Raw genomic sequence first — 16,618 nt, 5'->3', positions numbered from 1 at the left:
GTTCGGCGCCGGTCCCGGGTTCGGTGCCGGTGCCCGGTGCGGTGCCGGTGCCCGGTGCGGTGCCGGTGCCGGGCTCGGTGCCGCCGGTGCCGCCTGCGATGCCGGTGCCGGTGCCGAGGTAGGTGCCGGTGCCGAGGTAGGTGCCGGTGCCGACTGCGATGCCGGTGCCGAGGTCGGTGCCGGTGGGGTGATCACGGTGGCGCGTCCGCGCGCGGTTCCGGCCTGGAGGGCGGCCATCACCCGGCGGACCTCCTCCGGGGACCGGGGCGACGGGGTGTCGGCGACGGTTGACCGCGGTCGTGCGGTGGGCGTACGGCGTCGCACCCGGCGGGGCAGGCCGTCGAGCTCGTCGTCGACCGTCTCGGCCGACCCGGCGTCGCCAGGCCCGTTCGGCGGCGACGTGTCCGAGGTCGACACTCCGGACGCGGGTGCGCCGAGAGCGGCCGAACCCGGCGCAGCCGGTGCGGTGGCCGAACCCGGCGCGGTCACGACAGCCGTCCGGCCCGACGCGGTGGACGAGGCCGTCGGCGGGCGGGTGCGGGCACGGGGCACGGTGTCCCGGCGCGTCGGGCGGACCAGTCGACGGCCGGAGTCGGCCGGGTCGGCACCCAGCGTGGCAGGGTCGGGACCGGCCGGGGGTTCGGCTGTGACGAGGTCGGTGGGGACCAGCACCACAGCGGTCACCCCGCCGTCGCCGGAGGGCCGCAGCCGCACCCGTACGTTGTGCCGGGCCGCGAGCCGGGCCACCACGAACAAGCCGAGTCGTGCGCTCTGGGCGGGGTCGAACTCGGGCGAGCTGGCCAGCCTGGCGTTGGCGGTCTCCAGCGCCGCGACGGACATGCCCAGCCCCTGGTCGGTGATCTCCAGGGCGTACCCGTTGGCCACCTGTTCCCCGACGATTGTGACGCGGGTGTCCGGCGGGGAGAAGGCGGTGGCGTTCTCGACCAGCTCGGCGAGCAGGTGGATGATGTCGCCGACCGCCCGGCCCAGAACTCCGGCCGGCTGTACGCCGGCGATGTCCACCCGGTCGTACGCCTCGACCTCGGAGATCGCCCCGCGGATCAGGTCGACCATCGCGACGGGGTTGCGCCAACCGCGGCCGGGCGCGGAACCGGCGAGGATGACCAGGTCCTCGGCGTGCCGACGGAGCCGGGTGGCCAGGTGGTCGACCTGGAACAGCTCGGACAGCTCGTCCGGGTCCTCCGCGCGGCGCTCCATCCGGTCCAGTAGGTGCAGCTGACGATGGACGAGGCTCTGGCTGCGACGGGCGATGTTGAGGAAGACCTCGTTGAGCCCGCGACGCAGGGTGACCTCGTCCACCGCGGCTTGGACGGCGGTGCGCTGCACCTCGGTGAAGGCGCGCCCGACCTCCCCGATCTCGTCGTGGCCGTACTCCAGCGGCGGCGCCTCTCGGGCGACGTCCACCTGCTCACCGCGACGCAGCCGGGTCACCACGTCCGGCAGACGGTGCTCGGCCAGGTCGAGTGCGGCGGTGCGGACGCCGCTGAGCCGCCGGACCAGGGTGCGGCCGACCCGCAACGCCACCAGCACCGAGACCACCACGGCGACGAGCCCGAGCACCCCGGCCGCGGCCAGCCGGGCCAGGATCCCGACGGCCATCGGCACGGAGCGGTCGGTGAGGTCGTCGGCCTCGTCCAGCTCGAAGTCGCGGAGTTGCTGCTGGACGGCGTCGTGCCCGGCCTGCCAGGTCGCCGCGTCCACCGGCGGTCGACCTGATCTGTTGGCCCCGATCAGCGCGTCCTGCATGGCGCGCACGCTGGTGAAGTCAGGGCTCTCGCTCAGCCGCTGGTACGCGGTACGCCCCGCCGCGGGCAGGTCGGCGACCGCGCTCTCGGTGAGCCACCGCTGGTTGCCGATCATCTGGACGAGTTGGGCGTGCTCACCAGCGGCGAACCGACCGGTGGTCAGCACTCCGGCCAGCATGGCGTCGGTCTGGCCGAGCAGCTCTCGGGATCGGCCCAGCGCGGTGAGCGCCAGAGCCTGCCGGTTGAGGCCGGGGTCGGTCAGGTTCGCCATCGCGGAGAACGCCTGGAAGGCCGCCGAGACCATCCCGCTGTAGAGGCCGATCACGCCGGTGCGGTCCATCAATCGACCGTCGATGAAGCCGCGACCGGTCGGCAGCGCCGACAGGGCGGTGACCAGCCGGTCGACCCGGTCCTCCAACAGGTCGTCGGCGGCGTCGCGCAGCGCCTCACCGTCGATCCGGCGGCGCAGCTCGGCGATCGCCCGATCGGTGCGCTGACGCTGCTCGGTCAGTGCCGGCAGTTCGGTGGTCCCGGCGAGCTGCACCACCGAGAGCCGGCGTTCGCGTTGCAGCTCGGTGACCACGGCCTCGCCGGGACGACCCAGGTCGTACAGCAGTGTGCGCGCGGAGAGCAGGTTCAGCGCGGGGCCGAAGGTCAGCGTCGTAGCGAAGATCCACAGGGCCAGCAGCGCGGTCACCGGCGCGACGACCAGTGCGGTCAGCTTCGAGCGGATCGGCCAGTCGCGGGTTCTCATCAGACCTCGCCCGTGCAGGGGGTGGCAGGAGGGGCGCCGGCACCGCCGGGCAACGCGCCGGCCGGGTGTCTGCCCGGCGTCGAAGCCGGGCACCGGCGCGGGCGCCTTGGGCAGGATACGTAATCGGGGGCGGTTGCACTACCGCCCGTCGCGCCGACATCGACGCTCCGGTATTCGGCCGACCGGGCGACGACGAACGTCCATTTTTCTGGAACAGGTCCAGTTTTCGGCCGCGCAGCGAGTCGCGTCGCTCGTCAGGAAAGTCTCCCGGATCGGGATTGGCGATCAGTGTCCGGAGGGAATACCAGACGACGAAGGAGGAGCCCATGTCGCCCACTCAGGTAATCGTCATCGTGCTCGTCGTGCTGGTGGTCGTCGCGGCGCTGGCCGTGGCCGCCCGGTCGCTCAGCCGCCGTCGCGCGCTGCGCTCCCGGTTCGGACCGGAGTACGACCGGGTGGTGGCCGAGCAGGACAGCCGGTCCGCCGCGGAGCGCGAGCTGCGCGACCGGGAACGCCGGCACGCCGAGCTTTCGCTCACCCCGCTCACCCCGGAATCCCGGGCCCGCTACAGCGCCGCCTGGGAGGAACTACAGGTCCGCTTCATCGACTCGCCCGGCGAGACGGTGGGCGACGCCGACGAACTGGTCACCCGGCTCATCGAGGAGCAGGGCTACCCGACCGGGGACTTCTCCGACCAGATCGCGCACCTCTCCGTCGAACACGCCCGCACGCTGACCAACTACCGGGACGCGCACGACATCCACCTGCGCAACACCCGGGGCGAGGCGAGCACCGAGGAGCTTCGGCAGGCAGTCGTGCACTACCGGGCGCTCTTCACCGACCTGCTCGGCGAGGAACCGCTCGGCCACCGCACGCCCGAACAACGCCACCACCCGGACCACGACGCCACGAGCCGCTGAGGAGGCCACCGATGCGCCAGGAAGAGCAGCAGGTGAGCAACGACCATCCGGAGGCGGTCCGCTCCGCGCCCGTGCCGGTACCCCCGGCCGGTGATCGGGCCGGCCGTTCCGACGTCCCGGAGGACGCCCTCGACGAGCGGGGCACCTTCGACGACCAGAGCACCGACCGCGATCCGTCGACCGACTCGGAGCGGACGGCCGGCAGCGAACGGGACGCCGCGGACGACCTGGCCGGCGACGAGCGGGACCAGCGCCACCGGCGCGACGACCGGTCCACCGACGAGGGCGGTTTCCACGAGCCGGGGCCGTTGCCGACGACGTTCGGCGCCACCACGGTGGCCGACGCGGTGGCCGCGTCCGCGCTGGCCAGCCCGCGCCCCGAGGACCAGCCGGACCCCCGGGCGGAACGGACGGCCCAGCCCGGCGACGGTGCCGAGGACGGCGAGCGGGAGGGTCTGCGCGCCGACCCCACCGCCGAGCTGCACCGCCGCCACACCGACGTCGACGACGAGCGGCCCGACGGCGCCGGCTACGGCAGCGCGACGCCGGAGATGGTCGACCCCGACGCGGACGGCGACCCCGCCCACACCGAGGACACCGGCACCTCGCTGGAGTCCGCCGGGACGTCGCGGCCCGCCGGCTCGACGGTCGCGACCGCGGCGGCCACACTCCTGGACACCGACACCGCCCAGGGCTTCCGGGACCGCTGGCGCGACGTGCAGTTGCGTTTCGTCGACGATCCGCACGCGGCGGCCGGCGAGGCGCAGTCGCTGGTGGAGGAGGCCATCCAGGCCCTCTCCTCAGCGTTGGCGGCGCAGAAGACCACGCTCGGTGGGTGGCAGGACGCCGGCTCGGCCGACACCGAGCAACTGCGGATGGCGGTACGCAACTACCGGGACTTCCTGGACCGCGTACTGGGCCGCTGAGTCACACGACTGACAGGGGCGCCTCGGCCGACCGGCCGAGGCGCCCCTGCGTTGTCGAAGCGCCCCGACCCGGGCGGAAAGCGCCGGATTCCTGCAACGGGAATGAAACCACCCTTCCCGGGTAATAGGGCGCGCGCGGTCAATCGCGTGGAGGTCGGGACGAGGGGTGACGGCATGGACGGCGGCGGTCTTCGACTGAACATGAACGGGCTGGACTACCTGATTCTCGCCCTCTACTTCGTGACCGTCCTCGGCGTCGGCTTCGCCGCCCGCCGGGCGATCCGGACCAGCGTCGACTTCTTCCTCTCCGGTCGGTCCCTCCCGGCCTGGGTGACCGGTCTCGCCTTCGTCTCGGCCAACCTGGGCGCGCTGGAGATCATCGGAATGGCCGCGAACGGCGCCCAGTACGGCGTGATGACGGTCCACTACTACTGGATCGGCGCCGTGCCGGCGATGGTCTTCCTGGGCATCGTGATGATGCCCTTCTACTACGGCTCGAAGGTCCGCAGCGTCCCGGAGTACCTGCGGCTGCGGTTCAACCGCCCCACCCACCTGCTGAACGCGCTCAGCTTCGCCGTCGCCCAGGTGTTGATCGCCGGGGTGAACCTCTACGCGTTGGCCCTGGTCATGCAGGCGCTGCTCGGCTGGCCGCTCTGGACGGCGATCGTGGTCGGCGCGGCGATCGTGCTGGCGTACATCACGATCGGCGGTCTGTCCGGGGCGATCTACAACGAGGTGCTCCAGTTCTTCGTCATCCTCGCCGGTCTCATCCCGGTCACCGTGATCGGCCTGGTCAAGGTCGGCGGTTGGAACGGCCTGATGGACGCGGTGGGCGACTCCAAGCTCGGCGAGGCGGGGCTGCACGCGTGGCAGGACACCGGCAGCACGGCGAACCCCCTGGGCGCCCACTGGATCGGCATCGTCTTCGGCCTCGGCTTCGTGCTGTCGTTCGGCTACTGGACGACGAACTTCGCCGAGGTGCAGCGCGCCCTCTCGGCGAAGAACATGAGCGCCGCCCGGCGTACGCCGATCATCGCCGCGTACCCGAAGCTGTTCATCCCCCTGGTCACGGTGATCCCCGGCCTGGTGGCCCTGGTGACGGTGAAGGGTCTGGGTGCCGAGAGCGGCGATCTGCAGTACAACAACGCCATCCCGCTGCTGATGCGCGACCTGCTCCCCAACGGCGTGCTCGGGGTCGCGGTCACCGGCCTGCTCGCCTCGTTCATGGCGGGGATGGCGGCCAACGTGAGCGGCTTCAACACCGTCTTCACCTACGACATCTGGCAGGCGTACCTCCGTCCCGGCCGCTCGGACGAGTACTACCTGCGGGTCGGCCGGTGGGCGACGGTCGCCGCCGTGGTGATCGGCATCGGCACCGCGTTCATCGCGGCCGGGTTCAGCAACATCATGAACTACATCCAGGCTCTCTTCTCGCTGTTCAACGCCCCGTTGTTCGCCACCTTCATCATCGGCATGTTCTGGAAGCGGATGACCGCGCTGGCCGGCTTCTGGTCACTGCTGCTGGGCACCCTGGCGTCGCTGGCGACCTACCTGCTCTACAAGGGCGGCGTGATCGACTTCAACTCCGACCTGGAGGAGAGCTTCTGGGGCGCGGGCATCGCGTTCGTCACGGTGGCGATCGTCGCCGTGGTCCTCACCCCGCTCACCGCCCCCAAGCGCGACGAGGAACTGCGCGGGCTGGTGTACGGCCTGGGCGGCGTCGACCTGAAGGGTGACGTCCTCGCCGGGGACGCCGCCTGGTACCGCTCCCCGGTGCTGCTCGGCGTGATCGCCGTCGCGCTGGCCGCCCTCTTCTACATCCCGGTCTTCTAGAAAGGGGTTGGACAGATGAGCAACGACGGCCAGCCGGCGAAGGACCCGCTGATCGACGAGACCCAGGCGGAACAGCGGCGCTCTGCCGCCGCCCGACTGTTCGACATCCGCCGGGTGATCGGTGGCCTCTTCGTCGCGTACGGGGTCATCGTGACGCTGATCGGGGTCTTCGACAGTCGGGCCGAGATCGACAAGGCCGAGGGTGTCCGGATCAACCTGTGGGCCGGGCTGGTGATGCTCGCCTTCGGCCTGCTCATGCTGCTCTGGCAGTGGCTGCGCCCGGCGGAGCCGCCGGCCCCGAACGAGCAGCAGCCCGGCAGCTGACCGCCGGGCCGGGCGGCATGAGCGCGGCACAAGGGGGTACGCGAGGGGATCAGCGTGTCGGACACAGGAGGCAGCACCATGACCGATCGCGATCGCCAACCGCCGTTGGAGGACAGCCCGGAGGTGGCCTCGGCGGTGGACGATGACGCCACCGTGCCGCAACTGCGGACCGGGGGTGGCCCCGACCGGGACACTCCGACCTTCGCCGAACCCCGCAGCCGACCGGGCGACCTCGCCCCGGACACCGACGAGCTGATCGGCGACCCGTACGGCGCCGGCACCGGGGCGACCGGGACCGGCACCGGCGCCGGCGGGGACAACATCCGCACCGGGGCCGAGCAACAGTGGGAACCGGAGGACCTGGTGCTGGCCCGCGGCCAGGACCTCACCCCGGAGAACCTGGACAGGGCACGCCGCGACCTGGCCGAGCAGGGCCGGGCGGCGATCGAACGCACCGTGCCCTGACGACGTGGGAGTCGACCAGCGGCCCCAGCCCGGAGCACGAGGGGGGTCCCCGACCCGACCAGAGCGGTCGGGCCGGGGACCCGGGGGGAACCTGCCGCCGGCAGTGCCTCACCTACTGCCGGAAGCGGGTTGGTGCGGGAGCGTTCCGGTCAGAGCGCCGGGTACGCGTTGCGCATGAGCTCCTGGAACTGGGCGGAGAACCACGCACCGGAGATCGGCGCGTCGGCCAGGGCGCCCGACGGGTTGTTGCCGTTGCGGGCGTTACCGCCGTACGTCGGGTCGCACATCCGGTCGAAGCCCTTGCCCTCGTTGTTCGGGATCTCCTTGCTGGAGCCGTCCGACTCGCCCGGAGGCTTCACCCAGACGTAGGCGTCGATACCCGTCGCCGGGGCCACCCGAGGCCGCTCACCGAGACCGGCACCGGCCTGGTTGCACCAGTTGCCGAGGTGCAGCCGTCGGTCGACGCGGCCACCGTTGACGTACGTGTCGACGCTGGTCGTCGCGCCCGGGCCGGTGGGCCGGGCGGAGCCGCCCCAACCGTTGCGGGAGGTGTCGATCAGCATGCCGATGTTGGAGTTGAAGCCCAACGAGACCAGCTTGCTCCGGAACGCCTGGGCGAACGACAGCTCGTCGACGTAGTAGTTCCAGTCGATCCACTTGGACTGCCGCACCGTCTGGCCGTTCACGTTGTCGGTGACCTTGAAGTACGGCTCCTGCAGCGCCGAGTAGTTGGCGGTGTTGGTGATGAAGCCGTGCACGTTGTTGACCGTGCTGCCGGAGGCGACCGCGGCGGTCTTCAGGATCTCGGCGGAGGGGTTGAAGTTGCTGTCCCACCCGAGCCAGCCGTGGTGCCCGGCGTCGATGTAGTTGTAGACGTTGCCGATCGAGCCCAGCTTGGCCAGGGCGTAGCCGACGCCGTTGACGTAGGCGCCGTTGGCCTTGACCGTGTCGCACATGACCGTGCCGCCGGGCTGGCCGGAGGTGTTGGTCACCAGGTTCGGCAGCGAGTCGATCTCGATGATGTTGATGATCCGGATGCTGCTGTACTTCGGGTCGCCCTGGATCGCGGCGATCGGGTCGATGTACTCGGCCTTGTACTTCGGCAGCTCGTCCGGGCCCAGCTCACCGTTGGAGGCGAGCGCCGAGCAGTCCCGGCCGGGCAGGTTGTAGATCACGAACTGGATGTAGCCGGCGCCCTGGCGCAGCGCCTCGTCCAGGTGGTCCTTCACCCCGAAGGCGCCGTTGGAGCTGCTGTCCGGCGTGCCGTTGATCGCGGCGATCCGGTCCAGCCAGACGGCCGTCGGGTTGTTGGAGATCCGGCTGCCGCCGGCCTCGGCGTCCGCCTTGGCCTTCCACTCCGGGTTCACGTAGCCGCGCACCCCGGCGTACGGGTTGTCGACCTTCGTGCCGGGCGGCGGGTTGGTCGTGGGTGGCGGGTCGGTCGGCGGAGGCGTGGTGGTGGGCGGCGGGTCGGTCGGCGGGGGCGTGGTGGTGGGCGGGGTGCCACCGTTGCAGACGACGCCGTTCAGGGTGAACGAGGTCGGCTTCGGGTTGCTGCCGCTCCACGCGCCGTTGAAGCCGAGGGTCGTCGACGCACCGGTGCCGAGGGTGCCGTTGTAGGACATGCTCCGGGCGGTGACCTGGCTGCCGGACTGGGTGTACGTAGCCGACCAGCCCTGCTGCACCCGCTGGCTGGAGTTGGGGAAGGTCCAGCCCAACGTCCAGCCGTTGACCGGGTCGCCGAGGTTCTTGATGGTGATGTTCGCGGTGAAGCCGCCCTGCCAGTCGTTGGTCGTGTAGGCGATGTCGCACTGCGTCGCGGCCTGCGCCGCGCTAACCGGAATCGTCACCAGCCCACCGGCGACCAGGGCGCCCGCGCCGGCGAGCGCTAGGGCCCGGCGTGGGCCGGTAAGCCTTCTCCACACATTCATGCCACTGATCTCCTTGGGCGAGACCGGGCTCGCGTACGGCCCGGCGAGACGGCCCGGTGAGCGTCCTGTGACGGACGGCCGCCGGCGCCAACGGGATTTCGGGGGTGCCCGGCCCGGACGGGCGAGGGTGGTGGTGGTGCGTGACCGACCGGTGCAGCGGTCGATCGATCGGCGGAACGTCGCCCGGTGAACCGGTGCCCTCGACTCCCAGCCTGCGCGGTATGGCTCCCCGAACCGCGTTCGCCGATTCTTGCATGGGAGCGCTTCCATGGCAATGGCTCGATGCGCGGGGGCGGCGGAGATCAGCCCGGCGCTCGTTTCGGACGATACCCCCGGACGTGCTCACCAGGCACCTGGCGGAACGACGCACGGCAGCAGCGGACGATCCGGCGATGCCGACGACGCGGAGGCCGAGACCGCCGTGGACCACCCGGACGGGCGGCTGGATGCCTGAGGCGGCACTCAGAGCGGCGAAAGCCGCTTAACTCACCTTCAGTGCCTAGCCGGAGCAAAGGTCAAAACGCGAATCTTTCACTTCATAAGTCATGAAACCGTCTAACGTCGGTCTTAGCTCGGTTGTCGCCGGGCACAGGACAACAGGGATGGAGTGACGCAGGTCATGGCTAAGAAGATGCTCGGGAAGGTCGTAGCGGGTGCCGCGCTCGGCGGTGCATCGCTCCTGGTGTTCGCGCCGGGGATCGCGTTCGCTGAGGGTCACCACGACGGCGGCAAGGACCGTGACGGCAAGGTCTACGCCAAGCCGCACGTGGTCAAGGCCGGCGAAGAGGTCAAGCTCCTCGAGATCTGCCCGGATCGCCAGGAGCACGCGTACGTGTGGTCCAAGGTCACCGGCAAGGTCGATCTCAAGCCGGTGCGTGACGACCGGGGTGAGGACCGCAAGTGGGGCGAGGAGGAGAACTCCGGCGACCACGAGAACGGCAAGGACGAGCACGGCAAGGACGAGCACGGCAAGGACGACAAGGGCAAGGACGACAAGGGCAAGGACCACGAGGGCAAGGACGAGAACGGCAAGGACGACAAGGGCAAGGACGAGAACGGCAAGGACGACAAGGGCAAGGACGACAAGGGCGGCCAGGGTGGCGGCGCTGCCGCCGACGCCGCCGCCGACGAGGGTGGCAAGGACTGGAAGGGCGAGGAGCACGGCCAGGACGCGGACGACAGCCGCGACAAGAAGGACTGGGACTCCAAGGACGAAGGCAAGAAGGACTGGGAGTCCCACGGCCGTGGCTCGGACGAGCGCGAGTCGGACAAGGGCTGGGAGAACAAGGGCCACGGCTCCGACGAGTACGGCTCGGACGAGCGCGGCGGCTACGGCTCGGACGAGCGCGGCTCCGACGAGTACGGCTCGGACAAGGGCTGGGAGAACAAGGGCCACGGCTCCGACGAGTACGGCTCCGACGAGCGCGGCGGCTACGGCTCCGACGAGCGCGGCTCCGACGAGTACGGCTCGGACAAGGGCTGGGAGTCCGAGGACCGCGGCTCGGACGAGCGCGACTGGGACAAGGAGCGCGAGTTCGTCTACTACGGCGAGGCCAAGGTCGACAAGGACGCGAAGCCGGGTCGCTACGAGCTCAAGGGCTCGTGCGGCGAGGGCGAGCTCGTCGTGCTGCCGCACGGCGGTGTCGACGGTGGTGACGGCGGCGTCGGCGCCGGCACCGACCGGGGCCTGGCCACCGGCGGGGCGGGCCTGCTCGGCGCTGCCGCGCTGGGCGGGATCGTGCTGATGCGTCGTCGGCGGACCGATGGTTCGCTCGTCTGACGTGTCGGCGACACGGGCCGGCGGCCGTCACGGGAAACCGTGGCGTGCCGCCGGCGCGGCCGTCGTCGTCACCATGGCCATGATCGGCGCCGGCATGATCGGCGCCTCGCTGAAGACCACGCCCGCTCCCCGACCGCCGCAGCCGTTGGCCCAGGCCGGACCCGAGGCCACCCGCACCCCCGACGACACCCGCCCGATCGATGGTCAGCAGGTCGGGGAAGCGCCCGCCGGCCTGGCTCGTTCCGCGCCGACGAGCATCGAGATCCCCCGGATCGGTGTCGCCGCGACGATCATGTCGCTGGGCACCAACCCGGACGGCACCGTCCAGGTCCCCCCGCTGGACCAGGCCGACAAAGCCGGTTGGTACGAGCCGGGCGCGAGCCCCGGCGAGACGGGCAACGCGGTGATCGTCGGGCACGTCGACTCGGCGGTGCTCGGCCCGGCCGTCTTCTTCGACCTGGGCGCCCTCGTCCCGGGCGACACCATCACCGTGCGACGGACCGACGGGGTGGCCGCCACCTTCACCGTCGACTCGGTGAAGTCGTACCCGAAGACGGCCTTCCCCACCGAGTTGGTGTACGGACCCAGCGACCGGCCCGGCCTGCGGGTGGTCACCTGCGGCGGCCAGTTCGACGAGGTCGCCAAGAGCTACCCGGACAACATCGTCGTCTTCGCCACCCTGGCGGCGTGACCGGCGACGAACGAGAGCGGTCCGGCCGATCGGGTCATCCCCGATCGGCCGGACCGCGTCCGGCGTACCCGACTCAGGCGGCTGCGGAGGTCCGCACCAGGGTACGGATCTGGCGCAGCAGCACCGACAGGGCGGCGAGATCCGCCCGCGACTCGTCGAACTCACCCATCGCGCGCCGAGCGCGGTGGATGGAGGTCGCGTTCGACTGCTCCCACTGCTGCACCCGCTCGTGCGGCGGCAGGTCGTCAGGTGTGGAGTCGAGCACCTCGGCGGTGAGCGCGGCCAGCGCGGCGTACAGGTCGTAGCGCAGCGCCATCCGGGCAAGGGTCTGCCAGCGGTCCTCCCGAGGCAGCAGGGAGATCTTCGACAGCAGCGAGTCCACCCGGAACAGGTCGGACAGCACGAAGTAGACCGAGGCCACCTCGCTGACGTCCCGCCCGGTGGCGTTGGCGGTCTCCACCACGTCCATCAGACCGAAGCTGTACATCAGCCGGGTCGCCCGCTCGGCCAGCTCGCGGGGCAGCCCACGCTCGGTCATCGAATCCATGTGCGCCGCGATGCCCTGCCGCTCGTTGCCGTAGAACAGCTCCTCGAGCCCCGGCAACAGCCGCGTGACACCGTCGCGCAGCCGGGCGATCTCAGCCGGCACGTCGATCGGCGAGCGCCGGTTGGAGACCAACCACCGCACCGCACGGTCGAGCAAACGACGGGTGTCCAGGTAGACGCTCGTCTGCAACTCGGGCGCCACCTTGTTGTCCAGCGCCTCGACCGCGTCCCACAGGTCGCGCAGACCGAACACCTCGCTGACCACCACGTAGGCCCGGATCACGTCAGCGGCGCTGGCCGCGGTCTCCTCGACCACCCGGAAGATGAACGAGATGCCGCCCCGGTTGATCGCCTCGTTGACGAGCACCGTGGTGACGATGTCCCGGCGCAGCCGGTGCCGGCCCATCCGGTCGGCGAACCGCTCACGCATCGGCGTCGGGAAGTAGTTGACCAGGACGTCGGTCGTCCACTCCTCGTCCGCCAGCCCCTCGGTGAGGATCTCCCGCTCCAGGACGATCTTCACGTACGCGAGCAGCACCGCGAACTCCGGCGCGGTCAGCCCGGACTCGCTGCGTACCGCCAGCTCCTCGTCCGGCGGCAGGGCCTCCAACGCCCGGTCCAACCCGCCCGAACGCTCCAACTCGTTGATCATCCGGCGGTGCACCGGAAGCAGCGAAGCGGCCTGGGCCTGGGCGTTGTTGATCGCCCGAGCCTGGTCGTAGTTGTCCCGCAGCACCAGCTCCGCGACCTCGTCGGTCATCCCGGCGAGCAGCTCGTCGCGGTCGGCCATGGTCAACTCGCCGTCGGCCACCGCGGTGTTCAGCAGGATCTTGATGTTCACCTCGTGGTCGGAGGTGTCCACCCCGGCCGCGTTGTCGATGAAGTCCGTGTAGATCCGGCCACCCGTCAACGCGTACTCGATCCGGCCGAGCTGGGTCCAGCCCAGGTTGCCGCCCTCGCCCGCCACCCGACACCGCAGGTCGCGCCCGTCCACCCGGATCGCGTCGTTGGACTTGTCGCCCACCTCCGCGTTGGTCTGGCTGGACGCCTTGACGTAGGTGCCGATGCCGCCGTTCCAGAAGAGGTCCACCGGAGCGGTGACGATCGCCTTCATCAGGTCCTGCGGCGACATCTGCGTGACGTCGTCGCCGAGGCCGATCGCCGCCCGGACCTGCGGCGTGATCGGGATCGACTTCGCGGTACGCGGGAAGATGCCACCACCGGCCGAGATCAGCTCCGGGTTGTAGTCCTCCCAGGAGGAACGGGGCAGGTCGAACAGCCGCCGACGCTCCGCGTAGGAGGTGGCCGCGTCCGGCTCCGGGTCGAGGAAGATGTGCCGGTGGTCGAAGGCGGCCACCAACCGGATGTGCTCGGACAGCAGCATCCCGTTTCCGAACACGTCGCCCGACATGTCGCCGACGCCGACCACGGTGAAGTCCTGGGTCTGCGTGTCCAGGCCCAGCTCCCGGAAGTGCCGCTTGACCGACTCCCAGGCGCCCCGGGCGGTGATGCCCATCTTCTTGTGGTCGTAGCCGGCCGACCCGCCGGAGGCGAACGCGTCGCCCATCCAGAAGTTGTGGGCCTTGGAGATCTCGTTGGCGATGTCGGAGAACGTCGCGGTGCCCTTGTCGGCCGCCACCACCAGGTACGGGTCGTCGCCGTCGTGCCGGACCACGTCCTCGGGCGGCACGATCTGCCCGCTGACGATGTTGTCGGTGACGTCGAGCATCGCTCCGACGAACTCCTGGTAGCAGGCGACCGCCTCGTCCCGGTCGCCCGGCTTCTGCTTCAACACGAAGCCGCCCTTGGCGCCCACCGGCACGATCACGGTGTTCTTCACCATCTGCGCCTTGACCAGGCCGAGCACCTCGGTCCGGAAGTCCTCCCGACGGTCGGACCAGCGCAACCCGCCCCGGGCCACCGGCCCGAACCGCAGGTGCACACCCTCGAACCGGGGCGAGTAGACGAAGATCTCGAACTTCGGTCGCGGCGCCGGCAGGTCCGGAATGGCCTGCGGGTCGAGCTTGAACGCCACGTACGCCTTCGGTCGCCCGTCGGCGCGCTTCTGGTAGAAGCTGGTCCGCAGGGTCGCCTCGATCAGCGTCAGGTACGAGCGCAGGATCCGATCCTGGTCGAGGCTGGCCACGTCGTCCAACGCGCCCCGGATCGTCTCCACCAGCTCACCGCTGCGCTTCCGGCGCTGCTCGTTCGTCTGCTCGCCCGGCGCGAACCGGGTCTCGAACAGCTCCACCAGCAGAGCGGCGATCTTCGGGTACGCGACGAAGGTCTGCTCCATGTAGTCCTGCGAGAAGACCGTGCCGGCCTGCCGCAGGTACTTCGCGTACGCCCGCAGCACCACCACCTGCCGCCAGGTCAGACCGCCGCGCAGCACCAGCTCGTTGAACCGGTCCACCTCGGCCTCGCCCCGCCACGCCGCCGCGAACGCGTTCTCCACGTGCGGGCGGACCTCGGCCAGCTCGTGGTGCCCCTCGGGCAGCATGAGGCCGAAGTCGTACAGGTAGACCCGACCGTCGATCCGGTCCACCTCGTACGGGTGCTCGTCGACCACCCGCACGCCGAGCGAGTGCAGCACCGGCAGCACGGCGGAGAGCATCATCGGCTCGCCGTACCGGTAGACCTTGAACCGGACGTCCATCGCCTCGGCCAGGTCCGCACCGGGCACCCGGGTGCCCGGCCGGGGCGCGAGCTGCTTGCGGAACAGGTGCATCTCCAGCTGGCCGGGCTCCTCCAGCAGCTCCAGCTTCGCCAGGTCCTTCATCGCCTCGTACGGCGTGTGCCCGTCCTTGTAGCCCTCCGGGAACGCGTCGGCGTACCTGGTGAACAGGTGCTTTGCCTGCTCGTCGCCGAGCTTGCGCTCCAGCACCAGCCGGTAGTCGTCGTCCCAGAGCCGGGTCGCGTCGGCCAGCTCCTCGGCCAGCAGGTCGGCGTCGATGTCGCCGGGCGGCCGGGTCGGGTCGGTGCGGACGATGAAGTGCACCCGCGCGAGCATCGACTCGGTGACCCGGGTGGTGTAGTCCACCCCGACACCGTTCAGCTCGCGCAGCAGGATGTCCTGCATGCGCAGGCGGTTCTGCGTGGTGAACCGGTCCCGGGGCAGGTAGATCAGGCAGGAGATGAACCGCCCGTACGCGTCCCGACGCAGGAAGACCCGCAACTGCCGACGGCCGGCCATGCGCAGCACGCCGATCACCGCGTGGTACAGGTCGTCGGTCTTGATCTGGAACAGCTCGTCGCGCGGGTAGGTCTCCAGGATCTGGATCAGATCCTTGCCGGAGTGGCTGCGCTGGCTCAGGCCGGAGCGGTCCAGCACCTCGGCCACCTTACGGCGGACCACCGGCAACTCCCGGACGCTGGTCCGGTACGCGGCCGTGGAGAACAGGCCCAGGAAACGCCGCTCGCCGATCACCTCACCGGACGAGTCGAAGACCTTGAAGCCGATGTAGTCGAGGTAGGCCGACCGGTGCACCGTGGCCCGTGAGTTGGCCTTGGTGATGATCAGCAGGCGCTTCTCCAGCACCTTCTCGTGCGCCTCGGGCGTCATCGACGACAGCGACCGCGCGTCCGGCGAATCCGAGCGAAGGATGCCGAGGCCGGTGCCGAGCACCGCTTCGAGGGCCTTGCCGTCGACCGGGTCGGCCGCGTCGCCCCCGGGGGCGTCCACCAACCGGTACTCCCGGTAGCCGAGGAAGGTGAAGTGGTCGTGGGCGAGCCAGCGCAGCAACTCCACCGAGTCGGTGATGTCCTTCTCCGGCACCGGTGGGCGGTTGTCGGAGGTGCGGGTCGAGGCCAGTTCGTCGGCGAGCGCGAGGGCACGCTGACGCATCTTCGGCCAGTCCTCGACCGCCTCCCGCACGTCGGTGAGCACCCGCTGCAACTCGCGGCGCAGCCGGTCCCGCTCGGCCACGTCCCGGACCGGGTCGATCTCGATCCGCATCCAGCTCTCGACGATGTCGCCGCTGATCGCGTCGTCCGGCTCCACGTCCGCGGAGACCTCGGTGAGGCGGCCCAGCGGCTCCCGCCGGACCACCACGAGCGGGTGCACCAGCAGGTGCACGTCGAGGTGGTACGAGTTGAGCAGCGCGGTGACCGAGTCGACCAGGAACGGCATGTCGTCGGTGACGATCTCGACGACGGTGTGGTGCTGGTCGGCGTGCGGTTCGTGGATCCGCAGCTTCAACTCGCCCGGAACCCGCTGCTGGGCGAGATCCCGGTGCGCCCGGGCCGCGTCGAGCATCTCCTCGGCCGTGAAGCCGACCAACTCCTCGTCCGGCGCGAACCGCCAGAAACGGCCGACGAGTGTCGCCGCGTCGTGGTCGTCCCCTGCGAGCGCGACGGCCTGGGCCACCAGGCGCTCCGCGTTGGGAACGGGCTCGTCGAGCTCGGCGTCCTCCACGTCGTCGGCCAACGCCTCAGTCGGCAGGCCCAGATCGTAAAGGGTGTCGATGCTCGACCCGGTCAGCCCGGTGACGCCCGTGTCGAGGCGGCCGTAGCCGTCTCCGTCGGTCGCCGAATCGAAGTTGTCGTCGTCCCGGCCGGAGTCATCCTGCCGGAGGTCGGGTTCCGGTTTGATCGCCGGACGCCGGTCCATCGGTGCCACTCCCCTCGACCCACCGCGTTGTGGGTCACTCTGCCGCCCAGCCTAGGCCCTGCCGTTCTGCGCC

Annotated in this window: 9 protein-coding genes and 1 pseudogene; 7 read left to right on the top strand and 3 right to left on the bottom strand. The window is 70.6% G+C overall.

Features of this window, described 5'->3' with window-relative positions:
• Window positions 1–201: 201 nt before the first annotated feature.
• A pseudogene (locus O7617_RS18135) lies at window positions 202–2,520 on the bottom strand (nitrate- and nitrite sensing domain-containing protein); the annotation flags it as partial.
• 326 nt (window positions 2,521–2,846) lie between these two features.
• On the opposite strand from O7617_RS18135, the gene O7617_RS18130 reads away from it, so the two are divergent.
• The 5 genes from O7617_RS18130 to O7617_RS18110 all read left to right on the top strand — a co-directional run bounded on the left by O7617_RS18130 (window position 2,847) and on the right by O7617_RS18110 (window position 6,988).
• Complete coding sequence (locus O7617_RS18130) at window positions 2,847–3,440, top strand: hypothetical protein (RefSeq protein WP_282256963.1); 594 nt, start codon at window positions 2,847–2,849, stop codon at window positions 3,438–3,440.
• Between the two features lie 11 nt (window positions 3,441–3,451).
• Complete coding sequence (locus O7617_RS18125; protein ID WP_282256962.1) at window positions 3,452–4,366, top strand: hypothetical protein; 915 nt, start codon at window positions 3,452–3,454, stop codon at window positions 4,364–4,366.
• A 174-nt stretch (window positions 4,367–4,540) separates the two neighbouring features.
• A complete protein-coding gene (locus O7617_RS18120) occupies window positions 4,541–6,199 on the top strand; it encodes a sodium:solute symporter family protein (protein WP_282256961.1) in 1,659 nt (552 codons plus the stop codon).
• A 15-nt stretch (window positions 6,200–6,214) separates the two neighbouring features.
• Window positions 6,215–6,523, top strand: coding sequence for a hypothetical protein (locus O7617_RS18115; RefSeq protein WP_282256960.1), 309 nt, complete (start codon window positions 6,215–6,217; stop codon window positions 6,521–6,523).
• 78 nt (window positions 6,524–6,601) lie between these two features.
• Window positions 6,602–6,988 (top strand): hypothetical protein, encoded by a 387-nt coding sequence (locus tag O7617_RS18110; RefSeq protein ID WP_282256959.1) that lies wholly within the window; start codon window positions 6,602–6,604, stop codon window positions 6,986–6,988.
• A gap of 149 nt (window positions 6,989–7,137) precedes the next feature.
• Here the strand turns inward: O7617_RS18110 and O7617_RS18105 are convergent, their stop codons facing one another.
• Window positions 7,138–8,919 (bottom strand): glycoside hydrolase family 6 protein, encoded by a 1,782-nt coding sequence (locus O7617_RS18105; protein ID WP_282256958.1) that lies wholly within the window; start codon window positions 8,917–8,919, stop codon window positions 7,138–7,140.
• A 619-nt stretch (window positions 8,920–9,538) separates the two neighbouring features.
• Here O7617_RS18105 and O7617_RS18100 point away from each other — a divergent pair.
• Both O7617_RS18100 and O7617_RS18095 read left to right on the top strand, forming a co-directional pair.
• A complete protein-coding gene (locus O7617_RS18100) occupies window positions 9,539–10,699 on the top strand; it encodes a hypothetical protein (protein ID WP_282256957.1) in 1,161 nt (386 codons plus the stop codon).
• A 1-nt stretch (window position 10,700) separates the two neighbouring features.
• On the top strand, window positions 10,701–11,390 hold the full coding sequence (locus tag O7617_RS18095; RefSeq protein ID WP_282256956.1) for a class F sortase: 690 nt from the start codon (window positions 10,701–10,703) through the stop codon (window positions 11,388–11,390).
• A 73-nt stretch (window positions 11,391–11,463) separates the two neighbouring features.
• On the opposite strand, the gene O7617_RS18090 is transcribed toward O7617_RS18095, so the two are convergent.
• Window positions 11,464–16,545, bottom strand: coding sequence for an NAD-glutamate dehydrogenase (locus O7617_RS18090; RefSeq protein ID WP_282256955.1), 5,082 nt, complete (start codon window positions 16,543–16,545; stop codon window positions 11,464–11,466).
• Window positions 16,546–16,618: the final 73 nt, after the last annotated feature.

It is taken from the genome of Micromonospora sp. WMMD1155 (assembly GCF_029581275.1).
Lineage (GTDB): Bacteria > Actinomycetota > Actinomycetes > Mycobacteriales > Micromonosporaceae > Micromonospora.
The sequence above is the reverse complement of the archived record's forward strand: the minus strand, read 5'-3'. Positions and strand labels throughout refer to the sequence as shown.